Source organism: Stenotrophomonas sp. PFBMAA-4, from assembly GCF_030053215.1.
Classification (GTDB): Bacteria; Pseudomonadota; Gammaproteobacteria; order Xanthomonadales; family Xanthomonadaceae; genus Stenotrophomonas.
This window is the reverse complement of the sequence record NZ_JASGBW010000007.1, coordinates 14,159-33,379: the sequence shown is the minus strand read 5'-3', so window position 1 is coordinate 33,379 and position 19,221 is coordinate 14,159. Positions and strand designations below refer to the sequence as shown.

Annotated in this window: 19 protein-coding genes; 8 read left to right on the top strand and 11 right to left on the bottom strand. The window is 67.9% G+C overall.

What is annotated here, in order from left to right; translation table 11 throughout:
* Positions 1 to 4: 4 nt before the first annotated feature.
* Positions 5 to 2,998 (bottom strand): TonB-dependent receptor, encoded by a 2,994-nt coding sequence (locus tag QMZ26_RS06585; protein ID WP_283220955.1) that lies wholly within the window; start codon positions 2,996 to 2,998, stop codon positions 5 to 7.
* A gap of 178 nt (positions 2,999 to 3,176) precedes the next feature.
* Positions 3,177 to 5,750 carry an excinuclease ABC subunit UvrA gene (locus QMZ26_RS06580; protein ID WP_283220954.1) on the bottom strand — a complete coding sequence of 858 codons (2,574 nt, stop codon included), beginning with the start codon at positions 5,748 to 5,750 and terminating at the stop codon, positions 3,177 to 3,179.
* A 245-nt stretch (positions 5,751 to 5,995) separates the two neighbouring features.
* On the opposite strand from QMZ26_RS06580, the gene QMZ26_RS06575 reads away from it, so the two are divergent.
* Positions 5,996 to 6,445, top strand: coding sequence for a hypothetical protein (locus QMZ26_RS06575; protein ID WP_283220953.1), 450 nt, complete (start codon positions 5,996 to 5,998; stop codon positions 6,443 to 6,445).
* A gap of 80 nt (positions 6,446 to 6,525) precedes the next feature.
* Here QMZ26_RS06575 and QMZ26_RS06570 read toward each other — a convergent pair whose 3' ends face one another.
* Positions 6,526 to 7,245, bottom strand: coding sequence for a GNAT family N-acetyltransferase (locus tag QMZ26_RS06570; protein WP_283220952.1), 720 nt, complete (start codon positions 7,243 to 7,245; stop codon positions 6,526 to 6,528).
* Positions 7,246 to 7,563: 318 nt separating this feature from the next.
* Between QMZ26_RS06570 and QMZ26_RS06565 the strand changes: the two genes are divergently transcribed.
* The 3 genes from QMZ26_RS06565 to QMZ26_RS06555 are packed head-to-tail and all read left to right on the top strand — an operon-like array spanning position 7,564 to position 9,028.
* Complete coding sequence (locus tag QMZ26_RS06565; protein WP_283220951.1) at positions 7,564 to 8,202, top strand: hypothetical protein; 639 nt, start codon at positions 7,564 to 7,566, stop codon at positions 8,200 to 8,202.
* 20 nt (positions 8,203 to 8,222) lie between these two features.
* Entirely contained in the window at positions 8,223 to 8,723 is a 501-nt protein-coding gene (locus QMZ26_RS06560; RefSeq protein ID WP_283220950.1) for a hypothetical protein, read from the top strand.
* Positions 8,720 to 9,028 (top strand): hypothetical protein, encoded by a 309-nt coding sequence (locus QMZ26_RS06555; protein ID WP_283220949.1) that lies wholly within the window; start codon positions 8,720 to 8,722, stop codon positions 9,026 to 9,028. The genes QMZ26_RS06560 and QMZ26_RS06555 overlap by 4 nt, the downstream gene beginning before the upstream one ends.
* 43 nt (positions 9,029 to 9,071) lie before the next feature.
* Here the strand turns inward: QMZ26_RS06555 and QMZ26_RS06550 are convergent, their stop codons facing one another.
* The 6 genes from QMZ26_RS06550 to QMZ26_RS06525 form a co-directional block, all read right to left on the bottom strand.
* The gene (locus tag QMZ26_RS06550) at positions 9,072 to 9,746 is read right to left on the bottom strand and encodes an Ivy family c-type lysozyme inhibitor (protein WP_283220948.1); all 675 of its coding nucleotides are present in this window, start codon (positions 9,744 to 9,746) and stop codon (positions 9,072 to 9,074) included.
* A 110-nt stretch (positions 9,747 to 9,856) separates the two neighbouring features.
* Complete coding sequence (locus QMZ26_RS06545) at positions 9,857 to 10,882, bottom strand: NAD(P)H-dependent glycerol-3-phosphate dehydrogenase (RefSeq protein ID WP_283220947.1); 1,026 nt, start codon at positions 10,880 to 10,882, stop codon at positions 9,857 to 9,859.
* 20 nt (positions 10,883 to 10,902) lie between these two features.
* Positions 10,903 to 11,421, bottom strand: a complete 519-nt coding sequence (gene secB, locus QMZ26_RS06540; protein WP_108763643.1) for a protein-export chaperone SecB — start codon at positions 11,419 to 11,421, stop codon at positions 10,903 to 10,905.
* Between the two features lie 99 nt (positions 11,422 to 11,520).
* The gene (locus QMZ26_RS06535; RefSeq protein ID WP_079224699.1) at positions 11,521 to 11,958 is read right to left on the bottom strand and encodes a rhodanese-like domain-containing protein; all 438 of its coding nucleotides are present in this window, start codon (positions 11,956 to 11,958) and stop codon (positions 11,521 to 11,523) included.
* 57 nt (positions 11,959 to 12,015) lie between these two features.
* Complete coding sequence (locus QMZ26_RS06530) at positions 12,016 to 12,447, bottom strand: hypothetical protein (protein WP_079224697.1); 432 nt, start codon at positions 12,445 to 12,447, stop codon at positions 12,016 to 12,018.
* 32 nt (positions 12,448 to 12,479) lie between these two features.
* Positions 12,480 to 12,947, bottom strand: coding sequence for a YiiD C-terminal domain-containing protein (locus tag QMZ26_RS06525; protein ID WP_079224696.1), 468 nt, complete (start codon positions 12,945 to 12,947; stop codon positions 12,480 to 12,482).
* A gap of 34 nt (positions 12,948 to 12,981) precedes the next feature.
* Here QMZ26_RS06525 and QMZ26_RS06520 point away from each other — a divergent pair, with 34 nt between their 5' ends.
* The 3 genes from QMZ26_RS06520 (at position 12,982) to QMZ26_RS06510 (ending at position 16,154) form a co-directional block, all read left to right on the top strand.
* Positions 12,982 to 13,770, top strand: a complete 789-nt coding sequence (locus QMZ26_RS06520; protein WP_283220946.1) for a uroporphyrinogen-III synthase — start codon at positions 12,982 to 12,984, stop codon at positions 13,768 to 13,770.
* A gap of 104 nt (positions 13,771 to 13,874) precedes the next feature.
* Positions 13,875 to 14,852, top strand: coding sequence for a uroporphyrinogen-III C-methyltransferase (locus tag QMZ26_RS06515; RefSeq protein WP_283220945.1), 978 nt, complete (start codon positions 13,875 to 13,877; stop codon positions 14,850 to 14,852).
* A 6-nt stretch (positions 14,853 to 14,858) separates the two neighbouring features.
* Complete coding sequence (locus tag QMZ26_RS06510; protein WP_283220944.1) at positions 14,859 to 16,154, top strand: heme biosynthesis HemY N-terminal domain-containing protein; 1,296 nt, start codon at positions 14,859 to 14,861, stop codon at positions 16,152 to 16,154.
* Between the two features lie 52 nt (positions 16,155 to 16,206).
* Here QMZ26_RS06510 and QMZ26_RS06505 read toward each other — a convergent pair whose 3' ends face one another.
* Positions 16,207 to 17,502: an acetyl-CoA C-acetyltransferase gene (locus QMZ26_RS06505; protein WP_152027154.1), complete on the bottom strand. Its 1,296-nt coding sequence runs from the start codon at positions 17,500 to 17,502 to the stop codon at positions 16,207 to 16,209.
* Positions 17,503 to 17,595: 93 nt separating this feature from the next.
* On the opposite strand from QMZ26_RS06505, the gene QMZ26_RS06500 reads away from it, so the two are divergent.
* The gene (locus QMZ26_RS06500; RefSeq protein ID WP_200734346.1) at positions 17,596 to 18,483 is read left to right on the top strand and encodes a hypothetical protein; all 888 of its coding nucleotides are present in this window, start codon (positions 17,596 to 17,598) and stop codon (positions 18,481 to 18,483) included.
* 105 nt (positions 18,484 to 18,588) lie between these two features.
* On the opposite strand, the gene QMZ26_RS06495 is transcribed toward QMZ26_RS06500, so the two are convergent.
* Positions 18,589 to 19,221, bottom strand: coding sequence for a superoxide dismutase family protein (locus QMZ26_RS06495; RefSeq protein WP_108745663.1), 633 nt, complete (start codon positions 19,219 to 19,221; stop codon positions 18,589 to 18,591).

Genomic DNA, 19,221 nt, shown 5'->3' with positions numbered 1-19,221 from the left:
TCCCTCAGTAGTCGTAGCTCACGCTCACCCGCAGCGAGCGCGGCGCCTGCCGCACCGTCGCCGCCCCGTACAGCGGGTCAGGCTGCCCCGGGTCCAGCTCGGAGTACGGCGACTTCCACAGCGCCACCTGGCTGTTGAACACGTTGAATACATCCAGGTTGAAGCCCAGCCGGCCCTCGGCCGCGGCCGGGCGGTAGGACACGCCCAGGTCCAGCTGCTTCAGCCACGGCAGCCGCCCCTGGCTGCCCGGAGGCGCCGGCTGGCCGTTGTAGAAGTGGTAGGCGATGCCGTAGCCGGAAGGATCCTCGAAGTCCGGGCCATAGGAACCCAGCGCGCTGAACGGCGTACCCGAAATCACCCGCACGTTGGCCGAGAGCAGCCATTCCGGCGTCAGCTGGTAGTAGCCATGCAGCTTGAACTGGTGGGTGTGGTCGTTGCTCTGCGGTCCGTTGGTGTGCTCCATCAGCTGGGCGTAATCCCAGGCCTGCGTGGTCGACACTGCAGTCTGGCCGATGCCCGACAGCAGCTGGCCTTCGGTGGTGCCGTAGCTGCGCGACCAGGTGTAGTCGGCGCGGCCATACCAGCGGCCATCGAACGGGTGTTCCAGCGACAGGTTCACCGCGTAGTAGTTGCGCTTGAACTTCGGGAAGCCCATCTCGGCATTGGTCAGCGGCACGCTCACGTAGTTGCCGCTGGTATCGACCAGGTTGAAGGTGTTGGCACGGCCCGGGTTGATCAGCCAGCAGCTGACCGGATTGCTGTCCTTGGTGACGTTGTAGCCAAGGCTGCTGGCCTTGCCGAGCACCGCATCGATATCGCAGTAGTCGTCCACGCCACTGCGGAGCACGCGGTAGGTCGCCTTCGCGCCGTACACCCAGTCCTGCCCCAGTGCCTTGGTGAAGCCGAGGATGAACTCATCCTGGAAGGAGGGCTTGATGCCGGAGGTGGCCACCGTCCTTGCATCCGGCAGCAGGCCGTAGTTGTTGTTGGATGACACCGCATCGGAGAACGCGGTGAGGTCGGTCGGGTAGCCGTTGCTGTCGATGCCGCCGTAGGTGTAGTAGGTGGACGTCGCCAGCGTTGCACCGGCCGCGTTGAACGCCGGGTTCAGCGGCAGTGCGAGGTAGTAGCGGCCCACGTTGCCGAACACCTTGAAGCGGCCGTCGCCGCCGACATCCCAGCTGAAGCCCAAGCGCGGCGCCCACTGCCCGCTTGTCTGCTTGATGTAGGCGTCGCCATCGCGGTTGTAGTTGGTGAACTGGTCCAGGCGCAGGCCCAGGTTCAGCAGCAGGCGGTCGGTCACCTGCCAGTTGTCCTCGATGTACTGCGCACGCTGCGAGGCGCGCACCGAGGCCAGTGCACTGTAGATGTACTGGCGCACGTAGTAGCCGTCCTGGCCATTGCGGATGCCACCGGTGGCCGGCACGCCCAGGCCGGTGTTGATCGGCACGTTCGGGTTCGACTGGCCGTAGATCCAGTAGTAGCCATCGGCCGATGCCACCGAGCCACGGTTGAGCGCGCGGGCGTTCTGGTTGTCGATGCCCACCGTGATGCTGTGATCACCCAGCACATAGTTCGCATCCAGCCGCAGGTTGTTGCTGCGGTTGCCGCGCGCGGGATCGACCAGCAGCGAGGTGGTCTGCGCGTTGGTGATCGGCGTGCCACCATTGAGTGCCGGATTCTGCAGGTTGGCACTGTTGATGTAGGTCAGGCCGCCGTCGTAGGCCGGGTTGCCGATGTAGTCATCGGTCTTCATCTCGCCGTACTGTGCACTCACCGTCAGCCGGTCGGTCAGGTAGCCTGTGTACTTGGCCGTCCACAGGTCGCCGCCGGTCTTGGTGGTGTCTTCCTTGCCGCGCTGCGCGCCACGGGTCAGCGTGTCGTAGTCGTAGGCGAAGATGTCGCCGCGGAACACGTTGCGGCTGGAGGCGCCGGTCAGTTCCAGCAGGTGGTTGTCGGTGATGTTCCAGTCCAGCTTGGCGTACCAGCGCGGACGGTTGTACTCATACTTCGAGTAGGAGTTGGTCGCCTCGACGTTCTTGACGTCGGTGCCTTCGCGGCGCTCCAGTTCGTAGGAGCCGAAGAAGAACAGCGTGTCTTCGATCAGCGGGCCGCCGGCGTAGATGCTCTGCGTGGTCACCCACTCGCGGTCCTTGCTCTCCGGCGAATACAGCGCACCGTTGCCGGGATAGCGCACGTCGTCCTTGTCAGAGCGCGTGGAGGCAGGTCCCCAGGTGAACTGTCCACCGAAGTGCCAGTCATTGGTGCCACGCTTGCCGACGGCGTTGATGACGCCGCCATCGGAACGACCGTACTTGGCGCTGTAGCCGCCGGTGTAGATTTCCTGCTGGTCGATGCTGCCATAGGGCAGCGTCAGGCCGCCCAGGCCGCGCAGCGGATCGGTGCTGTTGAAGCCGTTGATGTAGTACGCGTTCTCGGCCGCCGACGAACCGCCGAAGCTGACCAGCTGCGCACCGGTCGGGCCGGCGTAGCTGCCGTTGCCACCGTTGCCGACCACGCCCGGCGCAAGCTGGGCGATGGCTTCGGCCGAGCGGCCCAGCGGCAGGCGCTGCAGCTGTTCGGCGGTGATCACCGTGCGCGAATCCACGCTGCTGACGTCGATTGCGGCGGCCGCGCGATCGGCGCTGACCTGCACGCCATCCAGGCGGGTCACCTCGCCGAACGACACTTCAGTGCTGGTGCCCACCGTCAGCGCAACGCCCTCGCGGGTCTGCAGCACCTTGCCGTCGGCGTCGCGCGCCTCCACGGAGTAGCGGCCCAGCGGCAGCTGGCTGATGGTGTAGCGGCCGCGCGCATCCACCGTCACCTCGCGGGTGAGGCCGGTATCGCTGCGGACGAAGATGCGCTGCGCGGAGGGAGGGGCCAGGCCGGCGATCGCGCCGGTGGTGGACTGCGCATGAAGTGCGGGGGACGCGGTGGCAAGCAACACCGCCAACGCCAGCAATCGCGGGCGAAGTGAGGAACGAGCTGTCGTCATCGTGGGGCGTACGGGTAGTGGGGGAAGCGCTGCCTGCGCGCCACGACGGGCGCGCCAGACATTGCACATTCATTAACCCCGCTCGCGCCCCAATGCAGAAATGCCCAGTGGTTATGTACTGTTGGCCGATGGCCATACCGCTGTGGAGGTGCGCGCCGTCCAGCGCGCGGCCCTCGCCTCAGCCGCTTCGCTTCAGCTCGCTCGCAAGGAAGGGTGCGGTCCTGCTGCCCTTGGCCCGAGCGACCTGGTGCGGCGTGCCTTTCGCCACAATGGTGCCGCCCGCCCCGCCGGCACCCGGGCCGACGTCGATCACCCAGTCCGCCTGCGCGACCGCGCGCATGTCGTGCTCGATCATCACCACCGTGTTTCCCGCATCCACCAGGCGCTGCAGCTGGACCATCAGCCGGTCCGCGTCCGAAGCGTGCAGGCCCGTGGTGGGCTCATCCAGCACGTACAGGCTGCGGCCGCGCTGGCTGCGCTGCAGTTCGGTGGCCAGCTTGATGCGTTGTGCTTCGCCACCCGAGAGCTCGGTGGCAGGCTGGCCCAGCCGCAGGTAGCCCAGGCCGATGTCCCGCAGCAGGTGCAGCGGGCGCGCAATGGCCTCTTCCTCGCTGAAGAACGCGTGCGCCTCGTCCACTGTCATCTGCAGCACCTCGGCGATGTTGCGGTCCTTCCACAGCACCTTCAGCGTGGCCTCGTTGTAGCGCGCCCCATGGCAGGTGGGGCACGGCGCATAGACGCTGGGCATGAACAGCAGTTCGACGCTGACGAAACCCTCGCCTTCGCAGGTTTCGCAGCGTCCCTTGGCCACGTTGAACGAGAAGCGACCGGCGTCGAAGCGGCGGCGGCGCGCGGTGGGCGTCGCGGCGAACAGCTTGCGCACGTGGTCAAACAGCCCGGTGTAGGTCGCCAGGTTGGATCGCGGCGTACGGCCGATGGGCTTCTGGTCCACCTGCACAACGCGTTGCAGGGCATCCACGTCTCCGGCCAGCCGGCCGCGTGTTGCCTCGATCACCGTGGGACCATCGGTCGGCGGCGCATCTGCAGTGTCTTCCGCAGGCTCGTGGCCCAGGTGCAGCAGCACCAGCTCGGGCAACGCCTGCGCCATCAGGCTCGACTTGCCCGAACCGGAGATCCCGGTCACTGCGGTCAGCACGCCCAGCGGCACCTGCGCGTCCACGCCCTTCAGGTTGTGCCGGTGGATGTCCTTCAGCTCCAGCCAGCTCCCGGCACTGCGCTGCCGGCTGGCAGGCGCCGCCACCCGATCGAACAGATACAGCGCCGTCCGGGAATCCTCGACCTGGCGCAGTCCATCCGGCTCACCGCTGTAGAGGACGCGCCCGCCGTGCTCGCCCGCCTCCGGCCCCACATCCACCAGCCATTGCGCGCGACGCATCAGCTCCAGATCGTGTTCGACCACGAACACCGAGTTGCCACCGTCACGCAGCCGCTCCAGCGCGTCGTACAGCGCCTGGCTGTCGGCCGGGTGCAGGCCCGCCGATGGCTCATCGAGCACGTACAGCACACCAAACAGCAGCGAGCTCAACTGCGTGGCCAGCCGCAGGCGCTGCAGTTCGCCGGCCGACAGCGTCGGCGTCGCGCGATCCAGTGACAGGTAGCCCAGGCCCAGGCCACGCAGCTGGCGCACGCGCGCCATCACCCCGCCTGCGAGGCGCTGCGCCGCAAGCTGTTTCTCTTCCGACAGCGCTGCCTTCCGGCCCGCGCGGGCACGCGTGCTGTATGCACTGAAATCACCGTCGGCAACCGGCTGCAGCAGGTCCGCCAGTTGGTCCAACGGCAGCCGCATGAACTCGCCGATATCCACGCCCGCGAAGGTGACCGAGAGTGCCTCGGGTTTCAGCCGCTTGCCCTTGCAGGCCGGGCACAGCCTGCCCTCCATGTAGCGGGACACGCGCTTGCGCATCAGTGCGCTCTGGGTATTGGCAAACGTGTGCAGCACGTAGCGGCGCGCGCCGGTGTAGGTGCCCATGTAGCTGGGCTCCTGCTTGCGCTTGAGCGCGGCACGGGTCTCGGCGGGGGTGAAGCCCGCATAGACCGGCACGCTCGGCGCCTCCTCGGTGAACAGGATCCAGTCGCGGGCTCTCTTTGGCAGCGTCTTCCACGGCACGTCGATGTCGTAGCCCAGCGTGACCAGGATGTCGCGCAGGTTCTGGCCGTGCCAGGCCGGTGGCCAGGAAGCGATGGCCCGCTCACGGATGCTGAGGGAAGGATCCGGCACCATCAGCGCCTCGGTCACCTCATACACGTGGCCAAGGCCGTGGCAGGTGCTGCAGGCGCCCTGCGGCGTATTGGGTGAAAAGTCCTCGGCGTACAGCATGGGCTGGTTGGCCGGGTAGGACCCGGCGCGCGAATACATCATGCGTACCAGGCTGGACAGCGTGGTCACGCTGCCCACCGATGAGCGCGCATTGCTGGCACCGCGCTGCTGCTGCAGCGCCACCGCCGGCGGCAAGCCGTCGATGGCATCCACGTCGGGCACGCCCGCCTGGTCGATCAGGCGCCGCGCATAAGGTGCGACGGACTCGAAGTAGCGTCGCTGCGCCTCCGCATACACGGTGCCGAAGGCCAGCGATGACTTGCCGGAGCCGGAGACGCCGGAGAACACCACCAGTGCGTTTCGCGGAATGGAGACATCGATGTTCTTGAGATTGTGCTCGCGCGCACCGCGAACCTCGACGCAGCCACTGGCGGCGGCAGCGCATGACGATTCGCCAAAGGGAGTGTTGGACATCTTCGCGATCCTGCGGGCAGTGAATGGCACGCATCAACGCGTGCCCGGTGATGCATTCTCGCCGCTGCGGGGTGAACGTGGGTGACGATGCGCCCGGTTACGTGCAGTACGGCTCGAAGATCCGACTCCCTGTCAGACGGACCCACGGGCCCCGGTTGCGCGCATTATCCCCGAACCACAGTGCGGGGGCTTTGCCCATGGCGACCCGTTTCGCTATAACCGGAGTTTTTCCAAGGTCATGTCCCATGACGCTGAAGGATCTGCTCGCCTCTGCTGTCTATCGCGACTACATACTCGCGCTGGACGCGCATCTCGAGCACCAACGCTTCGACCATGACGCTGCCGTGGAGCCGGTGATCGTAGCCCTGCATGAAGGCTGGCTGGAGCACGCCGGTACCACGCCCATCGCATTGCGTGAGCTGATCACAACCGAACGCCTCCAGACGTTCAACTACATCGCGCAGAAGCTCGTTGCCTTCTCTGAAGCAGAGGGCGGTGCGGACAATATCGTCAATGAAGCGGCCACCCTGCATATGCCCATTGGCCACCTGGTCGAGTACCTGGTCCTGCGTGACGAATCGTCTGACATCACCGCCTACCTGAGGAAGATTCGAATGCCCAGTGCACGTGCTTACGCGGCGCGCGTTTCGAGGATGTTCCACGCGGCCAACATGGACCTTCCCGGGCCTGGTTGAAGCCGGGCAGTTCGCTCGCGCCTGCTGTGCGCCGTTCCCGCGACGAACGGACAGTTGGCCGCACGACAATCACGGCAGTCCTATGGCGAGCGGGCGACTTCCCACCTCCCATACGCCGTCAGCCCGAGGGACTCTGCAAGGCCATTCGAAGCCACGTTGTCGAACTGGCAGCGGTACTGCGCTTCATGTCCGCGCTCGCTGGCGTACTCAATCATCGCGCGCACCAACGACCTTGCCAGGCCCTTTCCGCGCGCGCTCGGCATGGTCAGCACACCCATATCGGCGATTGCCACGCCGCCCCAGGGGTAGAGGCTGGAGACCGCCAGCAACTCCGATTCGACGAACGCGCCAAAGGTCGCCCAGTGCCCCAGTTCCACGGACGCATCGTCCTGGTCGTCTGCAGGCACCTGTGCCATGAAGCCATCGAACTGCGCTGCATCGTCAGGCCTCAGCACGCGCACCTCGGGCAACGTGCCGGCTTGCGTCGTGGATGCGCCCGCAGCGGCCACGTAGTAGATGACATCGGGCGCGTGCATCGCGACGCCTGCAGCACCGAGCGCCTCGCGCAGACCTTGCAGTGACACCGGCAGACTGTCCGGCGCGATTCCCAGGGCCGAAGCAATGGAGGGAGACAGTGCCGCACGCGTGCTGCCATGCGGATTCACCATCACCATTGCGCGGCGCTCGGCGGTGAGATGCGGGTTGATCACCAGACTGAAGTCGCCTGCAGTCGGCATACGGATGCCGTCGTCGAACAGCCCATCCCAATGGGAGACAACGGCAGGGCTCCACTGGCACATCGTTGCGCTCCTTCTTTGCGGTCGTCCGAAACGCTGGAATCAAGCTTCGCCGCAAAGCGACATCGGCTTGAATGAGATGCCGACAGTTGGGCGCAGCATTCGCCGAGTATGCCGGACTCCAGACGGAGCGGTGCGCTGCACAGCGGGCAGACCTCACAGTGGAAGCCGGTCTTGCCGTGGCCGCGAGCCTGACATGCTAGATTCAACAAGACAGCCAAAGCATTTGCGACGAAGCTCACAAATCCCTGGTCGCCTGCGGCGGGAAAATGGAATTTCGCAAGGAGAGACTGCGCCATGAGGCACCCTGTTCGCCGCACCATGATGCGCACTGCGTGCGCTGCGATGTTGCCGCTCGTACTGGCTGCGTGCGGTACCCGCGATGACGCGGCATCCATCACCGCTGATCTGCGCGCCCAGATGGACGGCTCGAAGGTATGCGCGGTGCTGGTGGCACCCGAGTGGCCGATCGAGCAAAGCGCGGAACATCTTGCCAGCCCCGGCATTGAGGCCCTGATCGCCGCCGACCTCATTCGACGCGAACCGGTGGTGAACCGTGCCAACGTGACGCCGCAGGCACGCATTTCCATTACCGAAACCGGCACGCCCTATCTGCAGCTGGAAGCGATCGGTCCTGGCAGTCCGCCGTCGCCCTACCTCTGTTTTGGCCGGAAGCAGATCACCAGCATCAGCCGCGGCGAAGACGGCGTGGTGCGCTACCGCTATCGCATCGTGGATTCTCCCGCGTGGGCCCTGCGCAGTGACATGCGCGCGGTGTTCCCCTTCCTTGCCCGGCTGATCGACCACGAACAGCACGCCGAGCTTGGCGCGGTCAAGGAAGATGGCCGATGGCAGGTGCCCGGCGGCGCCATGCAGACCAATCTTGCCGAGCTGGGCAACATCGGCTTCCTTCCCTGCCCTTACCCCAACGCTTCGCCCGATGAAGACCCCTGCCGCTGAATGTCGAAAGGAGATCTGACATGAAACCTGCCCTCCTCAGCGCCCTGTTTGCGCTGGCCTTTGCCTCTTCGGTCGCCAGCCAGGAAATGCCGGACGCGGGCTGGGCAAAGGACCCCGCGAGCGGATGCAGCTTCAAGGCGCCCCGCTCCCTGCCCTCGGGGCCGACCTATTGGATCGGCGACTGTACCGGCGGCAAAGCGACGGGCCTGGGCGTGTTGCGCCGTCGCGATGGGACGGTGGCGGGCGAGGCGTTCTACGGCGAACTGAAAAACGGGGTGCCGGTCATCGGCGTCATCGATACCCGCCGGGACGATCAGGGCGGCTTTGTGCTGGGCCGCTGGAAAGACGGCGATCTGGTATCCAACGATGACAACCCCTGGCAGGATCGCGCCGATGCCTTCACCACCGCTGCCAGCGCCGCTCGCGCAGCGAGTGCGGTGTTCAGAACGCAGAAGAACGACGTGTCAGCCCGCTTCTACGCGCAGCAGGCTGAAATGCTTGCTGAGCAGCTTGACGGTTGAGCGACCTGCACGTGGAAAACGCGACGATGGAATGGACATTCGATCAGGCTCCGAACGTAGCGTGCATCACCTGCCAGGCCGTGCTGGACGGCAGTCCCGTCCTGGTCGTGACGCACTATGCCGATGATCACTCCTGGGCGTTCCTCGATGGCACCGAAGCCGATCCATCCCAGGCGCGCGTCGTTTCCATGCAAAGGGTCGTGCACCAGCATCCTGAACTTTCCGGGATCTCGGACCTGCTGCCGGGCATGACCGCCATGCGGCCTGCGCCCGGCATGGCGTGGCGCACGGAACCGCACGACTGATCTACCCGCGGTGCGCCGGGCATGACCCGGCGCCACCGCTGCGTCACTCGCAGAGCGCGCTGTCTTCCGTCAACGCAGCATCGTCCAGCGGCCGCCGCTGCTCGATCAGCTCACGCTGTGCGGCCGTGGGCTCGCCCAGCCACCACACGCGGCAGCGCGCGGTCAGGCGGCCGACCATCTTCGACTGCCCGGGCGAATACAGCATCGCCAGCGCGGTCCCCGGGCAATCGTGGGCCTGGCAGGCGGTGTAGAACCACCACGGCTCGCCCTGCAGCGTCTCCAGCTCACCGGGGCCGCTGGGGCCGCTCAGCAGGCGTTCGCGCAGCGAGGGGATCTCCTTGTTGCTGGCTTCGGCGGCTGCAGTGTTCTGCATCAGCGCGTTGAATGCGGCCAGCACCTTCGGGTCCTTGCGCCCGCAGTCATCCACGGTGTTGCCGCCCACCAGGGTGAAAAACTGGGTGGCCAGCGGATTGTCCTTGCAGGTGAGTTCCGCGCCGGGGCTTTCGTGTTCCGGCTCGCCCTCGTTGTCCCACACCGACGGGTCGACGCCGTCTTCAACGGAGGGTTCGGGTTCGACCGCCGTGGCGGTGGCGGCGGCTGCATCGGTTGCGGCTTCAGCGGCGGGCGTGGGCTCGCTGCCGGCCTGCGGTGCCGGCGCCTGCGAACACGCGGCGAGCAGCGCGATCATCCATGAGAGGCCAATGTTGCGGGACTGCATTCCCTGTCCTTGGGTGTGTGGGCTGCGACGGAGGGATTCTACGCGGTGCCGGCATTCCGCCGGGTTGAACCCGCAGAAAAAACCCCGGCGCGTGGCCGGGGCTTTTCGATTCACTTGAACAGCGTGTCCGGGTATTCCGGTTTCTGTTCCCGCGCCAGCAGGGCGCGCAGGCCTTCTGCAGGCGTCTGTTCGCCGTGCAGCACGGCACGCACGCGGTCGGAGATCGGCAGGTCGATGCCATGGCGGCGCGCCTGTCGCATCACTTCGTCGGCGGTCTGTACCGATTCCACCACCTGGCCGATTTCGCGCACGGCATCCTGCAGCGTCTGCCCACGGCCCAGGGCCAGGCCCAGGCGACGGTTGCGCGACAGGTCGCCGGTGCAGGTCAGCACCAGGTCGCCCAGGCCAGCCAGGCCCATCAGGGTTTCCGGCTTGGCACCGATGGCCGCGGCAAGCCGCAGCATCTCGTTCAGGCCACGGGTGATGAGGCCGGCGCGGGCGTTCAGGCCCAACTGCATGCCATCGGCCACGCCGGTGGCCACGGCCAGCACGTTCTTCATCGCGCCGCCCAGCTCGGCACCGACCATGTCATCGCCCGTATAGGCGCGGAACGCCGGGCCATGCATGGCTTCGGCCACGGCCTGCGCAAACTCCGGCACGTCGCCGTGCACGGTGATGGCGGTGGGCAGGCCCAGGGTCACTTCCTTGGCGAACGAGGGCCCGGTGACCACGGCCAGCGGCACGTCGTCACCCAGGATCTCGCGCGCCACTTCATGCAGGAAGCGGCCCGAACCGGGTTCAAAGCCCTTGGTGGCCCAGGCCACGCCGGCACCGGCCGGACGCAGCGGTGCCAGCGCACGCACGGTTTCGTTGAACGCGTGCGACGGCGTCACCACCAGCACCCAGGCGGCATCCTGCAGGGCGGCCGCCATGTCGGTGGTCGCACGCAGGCTGTCCGGCAACGGGATGCCCGGCAGGTAGCGCGGGTTCTCGTGGCGCTGGTCGATGGCTTCGACCACGGCGGCATCGCGCCCCCACAGCACGGTCGGGTGACCGTGCCGGGCAAGCAGGGTGGCCAGCGCGGTTCCCCAGGAACCAGCGCCCAGCACGGCGATCTTGTCAGCGGTAGTGCTCATCCGTGACGTCGCGGCGGTGATCAGGCGTTGCCGGCCGGCTCGGAGTCAGCCAGCGACGGTGCGTCGCCCTGCTCCTGGCGCTGGCGCAGGGTTTCTGCGTACAGGCCTTCGAAGTTGATCGGCTGCAGGAAGAACGGCGGGAAGCCGCCGGCCTGGATCAGGTCGCTGACCAGCTGGCGCACGTACGGGAACAGGATGTTCGGGCACTGGGTGCCGAGCAGCACGTCGATCGACTGCGGGTCCAGGCCGACCAGGCCGAACACGCCGGCCTGCTTCACTTCGGCCACGTAGGCGGTGCGCTCACCGGCCTGGCAGGTCAGGGTGACAGCCAGCACGACTTCGAAGGCGTTCTCGCCCAGGCGCTGCACCTGCTGGTTCAGGTTGAGCTGCAGTTCCGGCTGGACCTGGTCATTGAAGATGGTCGGAGCATTCGGCGATTCGAAGGAAACGTCCTTGACGTAGATCTTCTCGACGGTGAACGCGGGGCCGGTGGCGGCATCGACCGGCGCAACGGCGCCGTTGGTGGTCTCTTCGGACATTTCCAGTAACTCCAATGAATGCGATTAAAACGATGGTCGAACTACAGCGATGGGGGCGGCGGCGGGCCCATACAAGGCCAGTTCCGCCATCCCCTGCAATCAGTTGCGGCCCTTGACCAGCGGCAATTCGGCCTGCTGCCAGGCGGGAATGCCGCCTTCCAGCACGAACACCTTTTCGAAGCCGGCCTTCTTCAGTGCCTTGGCGGCGGTTTCCGAAGCGTTGCCGCTGCGGCACACCAGGACCACCGGGCTCTGCTTGGCGTTTGCCACCAGCTTGTGCTCGGCGCCGAAGGCGCTGGCCTGGGCGTTGCGGCTGCCGGCGATGTGGCCCTTTTCGAAGTCACCGCTGGGCGACAGATCAACCACGACCGCGCCACCGGCATTCATCAGGTGGGTCAGCTCGGCCGGCTTGATGCCCTTGTAGCCCCGGAACAGGCGGCGGATTTCGGTGACGATGAGGGCCACGGTCAGGCCGACCAGGGCCGCGGACAGCATCGGGTTTCGGCCAGCGAAGGCCAGCAACTCTTCGTAATTCACTCAGGTCACGGGTCGATTAAGCGGGCGCCGATTGTCGCACAAGCCACAGCGGGCCGGTCACTGCCCCTGCCACAGGTCCGGTAGGCCGGCGGCCTGCCACCAGCGCTTGGCGTCCGGATCCCAGCGCCAGCGCTCGACCACCACCACGGTGCGCTCGGCCTGGGTGTTCTGGTTGATCACCCCGATTTCGACCCGGCGCTCGACCTGGCCGCCGTCCAGCGAGGCGCTGCTGCGCTCGCGGTAGGAGGACACGCGCAGCTGGGCGTAGCGGTTGAGCTCGAACTCGGTGGGCGGCTTTTCCTTGCGCAGCTCCGGGTCCAGGTAGGCAATGGCATCGTCCATGCTGCCCCAGCGGATGGTTGCGCCGTAGGCGATCTGGGTCTCTTCCAGCAGCTTGCGCTGCTTGCGGGTGAGGTCGTCGGCAGCGGCACTGGCCACGGCGCTGACCAGCAGCAGGGAGCACAACAGGATCTGGATCAGGCGGCGCATCGGTGGTTTCCCCAGGACGTCAGCCTGCCATCCTACCCTTTGGCGAAGGCAACGAAGCGACCGCTCAGCTCGGCGGCAGAGCGGCCATCGGCCCCCGGCTGGCGGGCGACGATGCTGATGCGGGCCTTGCCGCGCTGGCGGAAGGTGGCCAGGAAGGTGTCCCAGCTGCTGGCTTCGGCGGTTTCGGCGTGGGCGTGCAGGTCTTCGTAGACCGGCGCCAGGTAGCGCAGGTTGCTGTCGGCCACGTAGACCTCGGCGTCGTGCCCGGCCAGGCGCAGGCGCAGGCTGACCAGCGCCCAGCCGGACAGGGTGAGCACCGAGGCCAGGCTGCCACCGAAGGCGTTGCCCTTGTCGTTGACGTTGGCCACCAGCGGCGCGGTGATGCGCAGCACGCCGTCGGCATAGCCGTCCAGGCGGATCTGCATCGCACGGACCGCCGGCATGCAGTCAAGCACGTCCTGCAGGGCGGCCAGCGAGGAGGTCAGGGCATCAGCGGACATCGAGCAGCAACCACGACAACGAAGGGCCCGCATAATGACGTCAATGGCCGACCATACGATACCCACTGGCTGGACCCTGATCTCGCTGCGCCCGCAGGGGCAGCATGCCGGGCTGAGGCGGGCTGCGGCCAAGCTGGGCGGGGCGACCGTGGCATTGTCGCCGTGGCGGCTGCAGCGGTTGCAGGGTCCGGCGGTCGAACAGCGGCTGAACCGCGCACTGGCCTGCGCACGGGTGGTATTCACCAGCCCGGCGGCGGTCGAAGCCGCTGCGGCGCTGCAGCAGCTGCCTGCGGCCCAGCGCAGCCCGTGGCTGACCGTGGGCGAAGGCACCGCGCGCGCCCTGCACGCACAGGGCATCAGCGAGGTGCACGCACCGCAGCGGATGGACAGCGAAGGCCTGCTGGGCCTGCCGGTGCTGGCCGAGGTGCGCGGCATGGACATCGGCCTGGTGACCGCGCCGGGCGGCCGTGGCCTGATTGCCGCGCAGCTGGAGGCGGCCGGCGCGCGAATCCTTCGCGCCGACGTCTACCAGCGGCTGCCACTGGTGGTGCCGCGGCGAAAACTGTCGCGATTGGCCCATTCGGGCACGCCGTGGCTGCTGGCGGTGAGCAGCGGTGAAGCGCTGCAGCGGTTATGGCAGCAGTTGTCCCCCGGTTGGCAGCAGCGCCTGCGCACCGACGCCATCGTGCTGGCCGCCAGTGCGCGCCTGGCCGAACAGGCTCAGGCGCTGGGACTGCTCCGCGTGGTGCGCAGCGAAGGGCCCACCGTGGCCCAGATGGCGGCGGCCGCACACGCCGCGCTCACTGCCCCGGCAGCGACCTGAACAGGCACCCGGCGCACGCTTGCCGGGGTCATCGCCAACGGTGATGCTGTGCACAACGCTGCCTGCCGGTTCCCCGCCGGCGACGCCGCCGACAAGGAAGCCCGATGAACGACACCCCGCCACCTGCCCCCTCCCGCCGCACCCTGCGCTGGCTGCTGCCGCTTGCCGGGCTGGTGGTGCTGGGCGCCGGTGGCTATGCCGGCTGGCACTACTGGCAGCAACAGCAGAGTGACCGGGCAGCGCAGGTGCAGACCACGGCCGTGCGGCTGGCCGGGCTGCAGGCCACCGTCGAGGCACTGCGCCGCGACCAGCGCGCGACCAGCCAGCGGCTGCAGGATGCGGCGGCCACCAACCGCGTGCTGCGCGATGAAATGCTGGGCCTGTCCCAGCGCAGCGCACTGCTGGAAGAGAACCTGGGCCGGCTGGCCGAGAGCGCCAACCAGGGCCGCCAGGCCGTGCAGCGCGACGAGGCCGAGCTGCTGCTGACCCAGGCCGCGCAACGGCTGGCCTTTGCCGACGATGTGGAGGGTGCGCGCCGCCTGTATGCGCAGGCCGCCACCGCGCTGGCCGACCTGCCCGACAACGACGGGCTGAATCTGCGCCAGGCGCTGGTGCAGGAACGCGACGCGCTGGATGCGCTGGGCCGTGGCCCGCGCGTGCAGGCGCTGCACCGGCTGGATGCGGTCGCCCAGGCGCTGCAGGGGCTGCCCTCCGAACTGCCGCCCTCGCCGGCCGAGGCGGCTGCCAAGCCGTGGTGGCAATCCGCGCTGGCGCCCTTCGTGGACATCACCCCCAGCCGCTTGAACGGCCCGCTGACCCAGGCCGAGCGCGCCGCTGCCGATGACGCGCTGCAGTTGGAACTGACACTGGCCCGTGCGGCCATCGAGCGTGGCGACCGCAGCGGCCGTGATGCCGCGCTGAACCGCGTGGCCCACTGGGCGCAGCGCCGCTGGCCGGATTCACCGGGCCTGCGCGCACAACATGCTGAACTTCAGGCCTTGCGCAAGGCCCCGCTGCAGGCCGAAAGCAGCGTGCTTGGCAGCACCCTGCAACAACTGCGCTCCCAGACCGACCGGAGGTAACGCCCGATGAAACCCCTGCAATCCCTGGTCGTACTGCTGCTGGCCGTGGCCATCGGCGTGGTGGCCGCGCAATGGCTTGGCACCGATGACCTGAACCGCTACGGCGAAGTGACCCTGCGCTACGGCGGCTACGACTACCACAGCAACCTGCCCAAGGTGGCCCTGCTGTCGGTGATCGGCGTGCTGGTGCTGTGGCTGCTGTGGAGCCTGGTGGCGGCACCGTTCCGCGCCTGGGGCCGCTACCGCCGCAAGCAGGGCCGCGTGCGCCTGATCGACGGCCTGCAGGCTTACGAACACGGCCAGTGGCAGCGTGCGGAAAAGCTGCTGGATGGCGCGGCCGCCGACCCGGAAGTGAGTGCGGTGGCGCTGGCCAATGCGGTGCGGAGCGCGCAGTCGCGTTCCGATGCCGCATCCGGCGAGGCGCTGCTGCAACGCCTGGGTGAAAGCGATGCCACGCTGCATGCGCTGCTGCGCGCCGAGCAGCTGTTGGCCCGCGACCTGCCGGTGGATGCGATCAACGTGCTGGACGTGGCGGCGATCCAGCCGCTGCCGCCGCGTGGCCTGTGGCTGCGCACCGAAGCGCTGGCGCAGGCCGGGCGCGCGCACGAGGCCTACGGCCAGCTGGGCGCGCTGCGGCAGAGCAAGGTGCTGCCGGCCGACGCCAGCAGCGAACTGGAAGCCCGCCTGGCCGCGCAGGCCCTGCTGGAGGCTGGCGATGTGAACGCGCTGGCCGCGCAGTGGGAAGCCACGCCGAAAGCGCTGCGGCCGACCCCGGACGTGGTGGCGGCCTATGCCACCCGCGCGGTGGCGCTGGATTGGGATGAGCCGGCGCTGCTGGCGCTGGAGCAGGCGCTGGACCATCGCTGGGACGACGAACTGGTTGCGCTGTATGGCCGCCTGCCTGCCGAGCGGCTGGCCACCCGCCAGGCCAATCTGGCGCGCTGGCGCAACGTGCATGAGCATTCGGCCGCGCTGCGGCTGGCGCAGGGTCGTATCGCCCTGGCGCAGCAGCAATGGGACGCAGCCGATGCGTTCCTGCACGAAGCCATTGCCGCCGGTGCCGGTGCGCCGGCGTGGGAGGCCCTGGGTGAAGCGTTTGCGCAGCGCGGCGAACACGCGCTGGCCGCGCAGTGCCTGGCCAATGCGCTGCGCCTGCAGCGTGGCGAGGACAGCGTGGCGCTGGTGCATGCGGGTGATGCCGCGCCGCGCAGCACGGTGGAAGAGCAGCCGCTCACGGTGCAGCCGCCGGTGTACGACGCCAACGAGGTCCGCGACGAGTTTGGCAACCCGCGGGTGCCGTGACCATGGCTGAGGTGTGCCGACCAACGGTCGGCACCCACCAGAGCAGCGGTAATCAACGTTCGACGATCGCCACCACGCCCATGCCGCCGGCGGTGCAGATCGACACCAGCGCGCGGCCACCGCCGCGTTCGGCCAGCTGCTTGGCCGCCGTGGCGATCACGCGTGCGCCGGTGGCGGCGAACGGGTGGCCGGTGGCCAGCGACGAACCCAGCAGGTTGATCTTGTCCGGGTCGATGCGGCCCATCGGTGCATCCAGGCCCAGGCGGTTGCGGCAGTAATCCTCGCTCTCCCACGCACGCAGGGTGCACAGCACCTGCGCGGCGAAGGCTTCGTGGATCTCGTAGATGTCGAAGTCCTGCAGGGTCAGGCCGTTGCGCTTGAGCATCTCCGGCACGGCCACGGTCGGCGCCATCAGCAGGCCTTCGCCGTGCACGAAATCCACTGCCGATACATGGGCATCGCGCAGGTAGGCCTGCGGTTCGTGGCCGTGCGCGCGGGCCCATTCCTCGCTGGCCAGCAGCACCGCCGCGGCACCATCGGTGAGCGGGGTGGAATTGGCGGCGGTGAGGGTGCCACGGCCGGAGACCTTGTCGAAGGCCGGCTTCAGCGTGGCCAGCTTTTCCAGCGAGGTGTCCGCGCGCAGGATGTTGTCACGCTCGACGCCGCGGAACGGGGCGATCAGGTCGTTGAAGAAGCCGCGCTCGTAGGCGGCGGCCAGCTTCTTGTGCGAGGACACCGCCCATTCGTCCTGCGAATCGCGCGAGATGTTCCATTCCTTGGCCATGTCCTCGCAATGGTCGCCCATGCTCTTGCCGGTGCGCGGCTCGGCCACGCCGGGGAACTCGGGCTTGAGCTCGGAGAACTTGAAGCCGGCAGTGAGCGCGCGGATCTTGTCGCCGGTGCTCTTGGCACGGTTGGCGGCCAGCAGGCGCGCGCGCAGCTTCTTGCCGTAGACGATCGGCACGTCGGACGTGGTGTCCGAACCACCACCGATGCCCGATTCGATCTGCCCCAGGGCGATCTTGTTGGCCACGGTGATGATGCTGTCCAGCGAGGTGCCGCAGGCGCGCTGCAGGGTGATGCCGGGGGTCAACGGCGACAGGCCGGAGGACAGCGTGGCCTCACGGCCCAGGTTCCAGTCGCTGGAATGCTTGATGACCGCACCCATCGCCACTTCGCCGAGCTGCTGGCCGTGCAGGCCGAAGCGTTCGACCAGCGCGCCCAGTGTCCGCACCGACATGCCGAGGTTGCCGACATCCGAATACGCGGTGTTCTGGCGGCAGAACGGAATGCGGACGCCACCGAGGATGGCGACGGGACGAGCGTTGGGCATGGAGATACCTGGCATGGATGAGGGTGTCTGCAACATGGCCTGCACGACGGAGCAGGCATAATGGCGCCAAGTGTAGCTGCCGCCCTGTGATGGGCCAACCGTGGAACCATGAGCAAACCCGACCCCGCGATGAATGCCCTTGGCGTGCTGGCCCTGGAACTGGCCAACGGCGAAATCCCCCGCCAGGCGGTGCTCAGCGCCGACCAGGCCGGTGAACTGGCCGACCGTATCGGCCGTGACCTGGCCAAGCTGGTGCCGCAGGTGGCCGAGCTGGACCTGGTGTTCGCCGCCGCCCATTTCGACCCCGCTGAAATCCTGCGCCCGGGCTGGCCGATCCACCGCCGCCTGGAAGAGCTGCAGATGCGTGCCCCGGGCCGCAGCCAGGGCCCGCGCCTGCTGGCCTTTGGTGCCGGCGCCGATGGTGAGGTGCCGCTGCCGTTCCAGGCCGATGCAACGCTGGTGGGCGGTGGCCTGCGCGTGGTGCCCTTCCTGCTGACCGGCAGCGACGTGGCCACCACCGCGGCCGTGGCCGATGCCCTGGAAGACGTGCTGCTGGCTAACGGCATGGCACACGCCGATACCGCGCTGATGGCGCAGAACAGCTTCGGTGCCCGCATCGAGCACGCGCGCTACTTCACCGTGAACGACCTGGCCGCGATGATGTCGATGCAGTACGACAACCAGGGCCTGGCCGCGCTGTGGCCGCTGATCGAGACCGCGATCCTGGCCCCGGGCCAGGACGAGTGGCTGGAGAACGCACCCGAGCCGCTGCTGCGCTATACGCAGGGCGAGGCGCGCATGGCGCTGTTCGATCCGGCCGGCTGGTGCGCGTACTACAACCACAGCAAGGGCGACTGCGACCGCCTGCAGGGCATCTACGAGCAGTTCCTGATGCGCCAGCGGCAGATGGCCGCGGTGCTGGAAGCACACGGCGTGCCGGTCCTGTTCGTGCACTGCGAGGCCGGGCAGGACGCGCGCGAGCTGCTGGCGCGCTGATCCACAACGCCCGTGCGGGTAGTTGTAGAGCCGAGCCCATGCTCGGCTCAGGCCGCCTGTAGAGCAGCCGAGCATGGGCTCGGCTCTACAGGAAGCGATTGTTCCTTACGGGGCCTTCTGGATGACCGCGCAGGCCAGGCGCGCGCCGGCGTTGCCGGTCGGCTGGGTCTTGTAGTCGTCCGCGTCGGCGTGGACGATCAGGCCGCGGCCGATGATGTCGAAGTCATCACCCTTGCCGATGTTGACGTTGCTCGAGACCGGGCCGTCGATGGTGGCCACGCCCTTGTCGTCGGCCTTGATGTTGGGCATGTCGCCGCCGTGGTGCGGGTCGGCCGATACATTGCCGTGGTCCTGCTTGCCCGGGTTGAAGTGGCCGCCGGCGCTCATGCCGTCCGGCGCGCTGCAGTCGCCCTTCTCGTGGATGTGGAAGCCGTGCTCGCTGCCCGGCTTCAGGCCGCTGATCTGGCCAGTCACGTGCACCTTGCCGTCGACCACCTTGAAGGTGACGCTGCCCTTGGTCTCGTTGCCCTGGGTCGGTGCCAGTTCGGCCGTGGCCGTGGCATCGGTGGCCGGTGCAGCTTCGGTAGCCGGTGCAGCGGCCGGATCAGCCGGTGCTGCCGAGCCTTCGGCCGGAGTGGTGGCCGGCGCTTCGGCTTCCGGGGCGGCCGGCTGCTGGTTGCAGGCCGCCAGGCCCAGGGCGGCGATGGCCGCGAACAGCGAGGTATGGATCAGACGCAT

Bases quoted from the DNA above. Each gene is read 5' to 3' on its own strand.
- QMZ26_RS06585 (WP_283220955.1), bottom strand. From the start codon at position 2,998: ATGACGACAGCTCGTTCCTCACTTCGCCCGCGATTGCTGGCGTTGGCG.
- QMZ26_RS06580 (WP_283220954.1), bottom strand. From the start codon at position 5,750: ATGTCCAACACTCCCTTTGGCGAATCGTCATGCGCTGCCGCCGCCAGT.
- QMZ26_RS06575 (WP_283220953.1), top strand. From the start codon at position 5,996: ATGACGCTGAAGGATCTGCTCGCCTCTGCTGTCTATCGCGACTACATA.
- QMZ26_RS06570 (WP_283220952.1), bottom strand. From the start codon at position 7,245: ATGTGCCAGTGGAGCCCTGCCGTTGTCTCCCATTGGGATGGGCTGTTC.
- QMZ26_RS06565 (WP_283220951.1), top strand. From the start codon at position 7,564: ATGATGCGCACTGCGTGCGCTGCGATGTTGCCGCTCGTACTGGCTGCG.
- QMZ26_RS06560 (WP_283220950.1), top strand. From the start codon at position 8,223: ATGAAACCTGCCCTCCTCAGCGCCCTGTTTGCGCTGGCCTTTGCCTCT.
- QMZ26_RS06550 (WP_283220948.1), bottom strand. From the start codon at position 9,746: ATGCAGTCCCGCAACATTGGCCTCTCATGGATGATCGCGCTGCTCGCC.
- QMZ26_RS06545 (WP_283220947.1), bottom strand. From the start codon at position 10,882: ATGAGCACTACCGCTGACAAGATCGCCGTGCTGGGCGCTGGTTCCTGG.
- secB (WP_108763643.1), bottom strand. From the start codon at position 11,421: ATGTCCGAAGAGACCACCAACGGCGCCGTTGCGCCGGTCGATGCCGCC.
- QMZ26_RS06530 (WP_079224697.1), bottom strand. From the start codon at position 12,447: ATGCGCCGCCTGATCCAGATCCTGTTGTGCTCCCTGCTGCTGGTCAGC.
- QMZ26_RS06525 (WP_079224696.1), bottom strand. From the start codon at position 12,947: ATGTCCGCTGATGCCCTGACCTCCTCGCTGGCCGCCCTGCAGGACGTG.
- QMZ26_RS06520 (WP_283220946.1), top strand. From the start codon at position 12,982: ATGACGTCAATGGCCGACCATACGATACCCACTGGCTGGACCCTGATC.
- QMZ26_RS06515 (WP_283220945.1), top strand. From the start codon at position 13,875: ATGAACGACACCCCGCCACCTGCCCCCTCCCGCCGCACCCTGCGCTGG.
- QMZ26_RS06510 (WP_283220944.1), top strand. From the start codon at position 14,859: ATGAAACCCCTGCAATCCCTGGTCGTACTGCTGCTGGCCGTGGCCATC.
- QMZ26_RS06505 (WP_152027154.1), bottom strand. From the start codon at position 17,502: ATGCCAGGTATCTCCATGCCCAACGCTCGTCCCGTCGCCATCCTCGGT.
- QMZ26_RS06500 (WP_200734346.1), top strand. From the start codon at position 17,596: ATGAGCAAACCCGACCCCGCGATGAATGCCCTTGGCGTGCTGGCCCTG.
- QMZ26_RS06495 (WP_108745663.1), bottom strand. From the start codon at position 19,221: ATGCGTCTGATCCATACCTCGCTGTTCGCGGCCATCGCCGCCCTGGGC.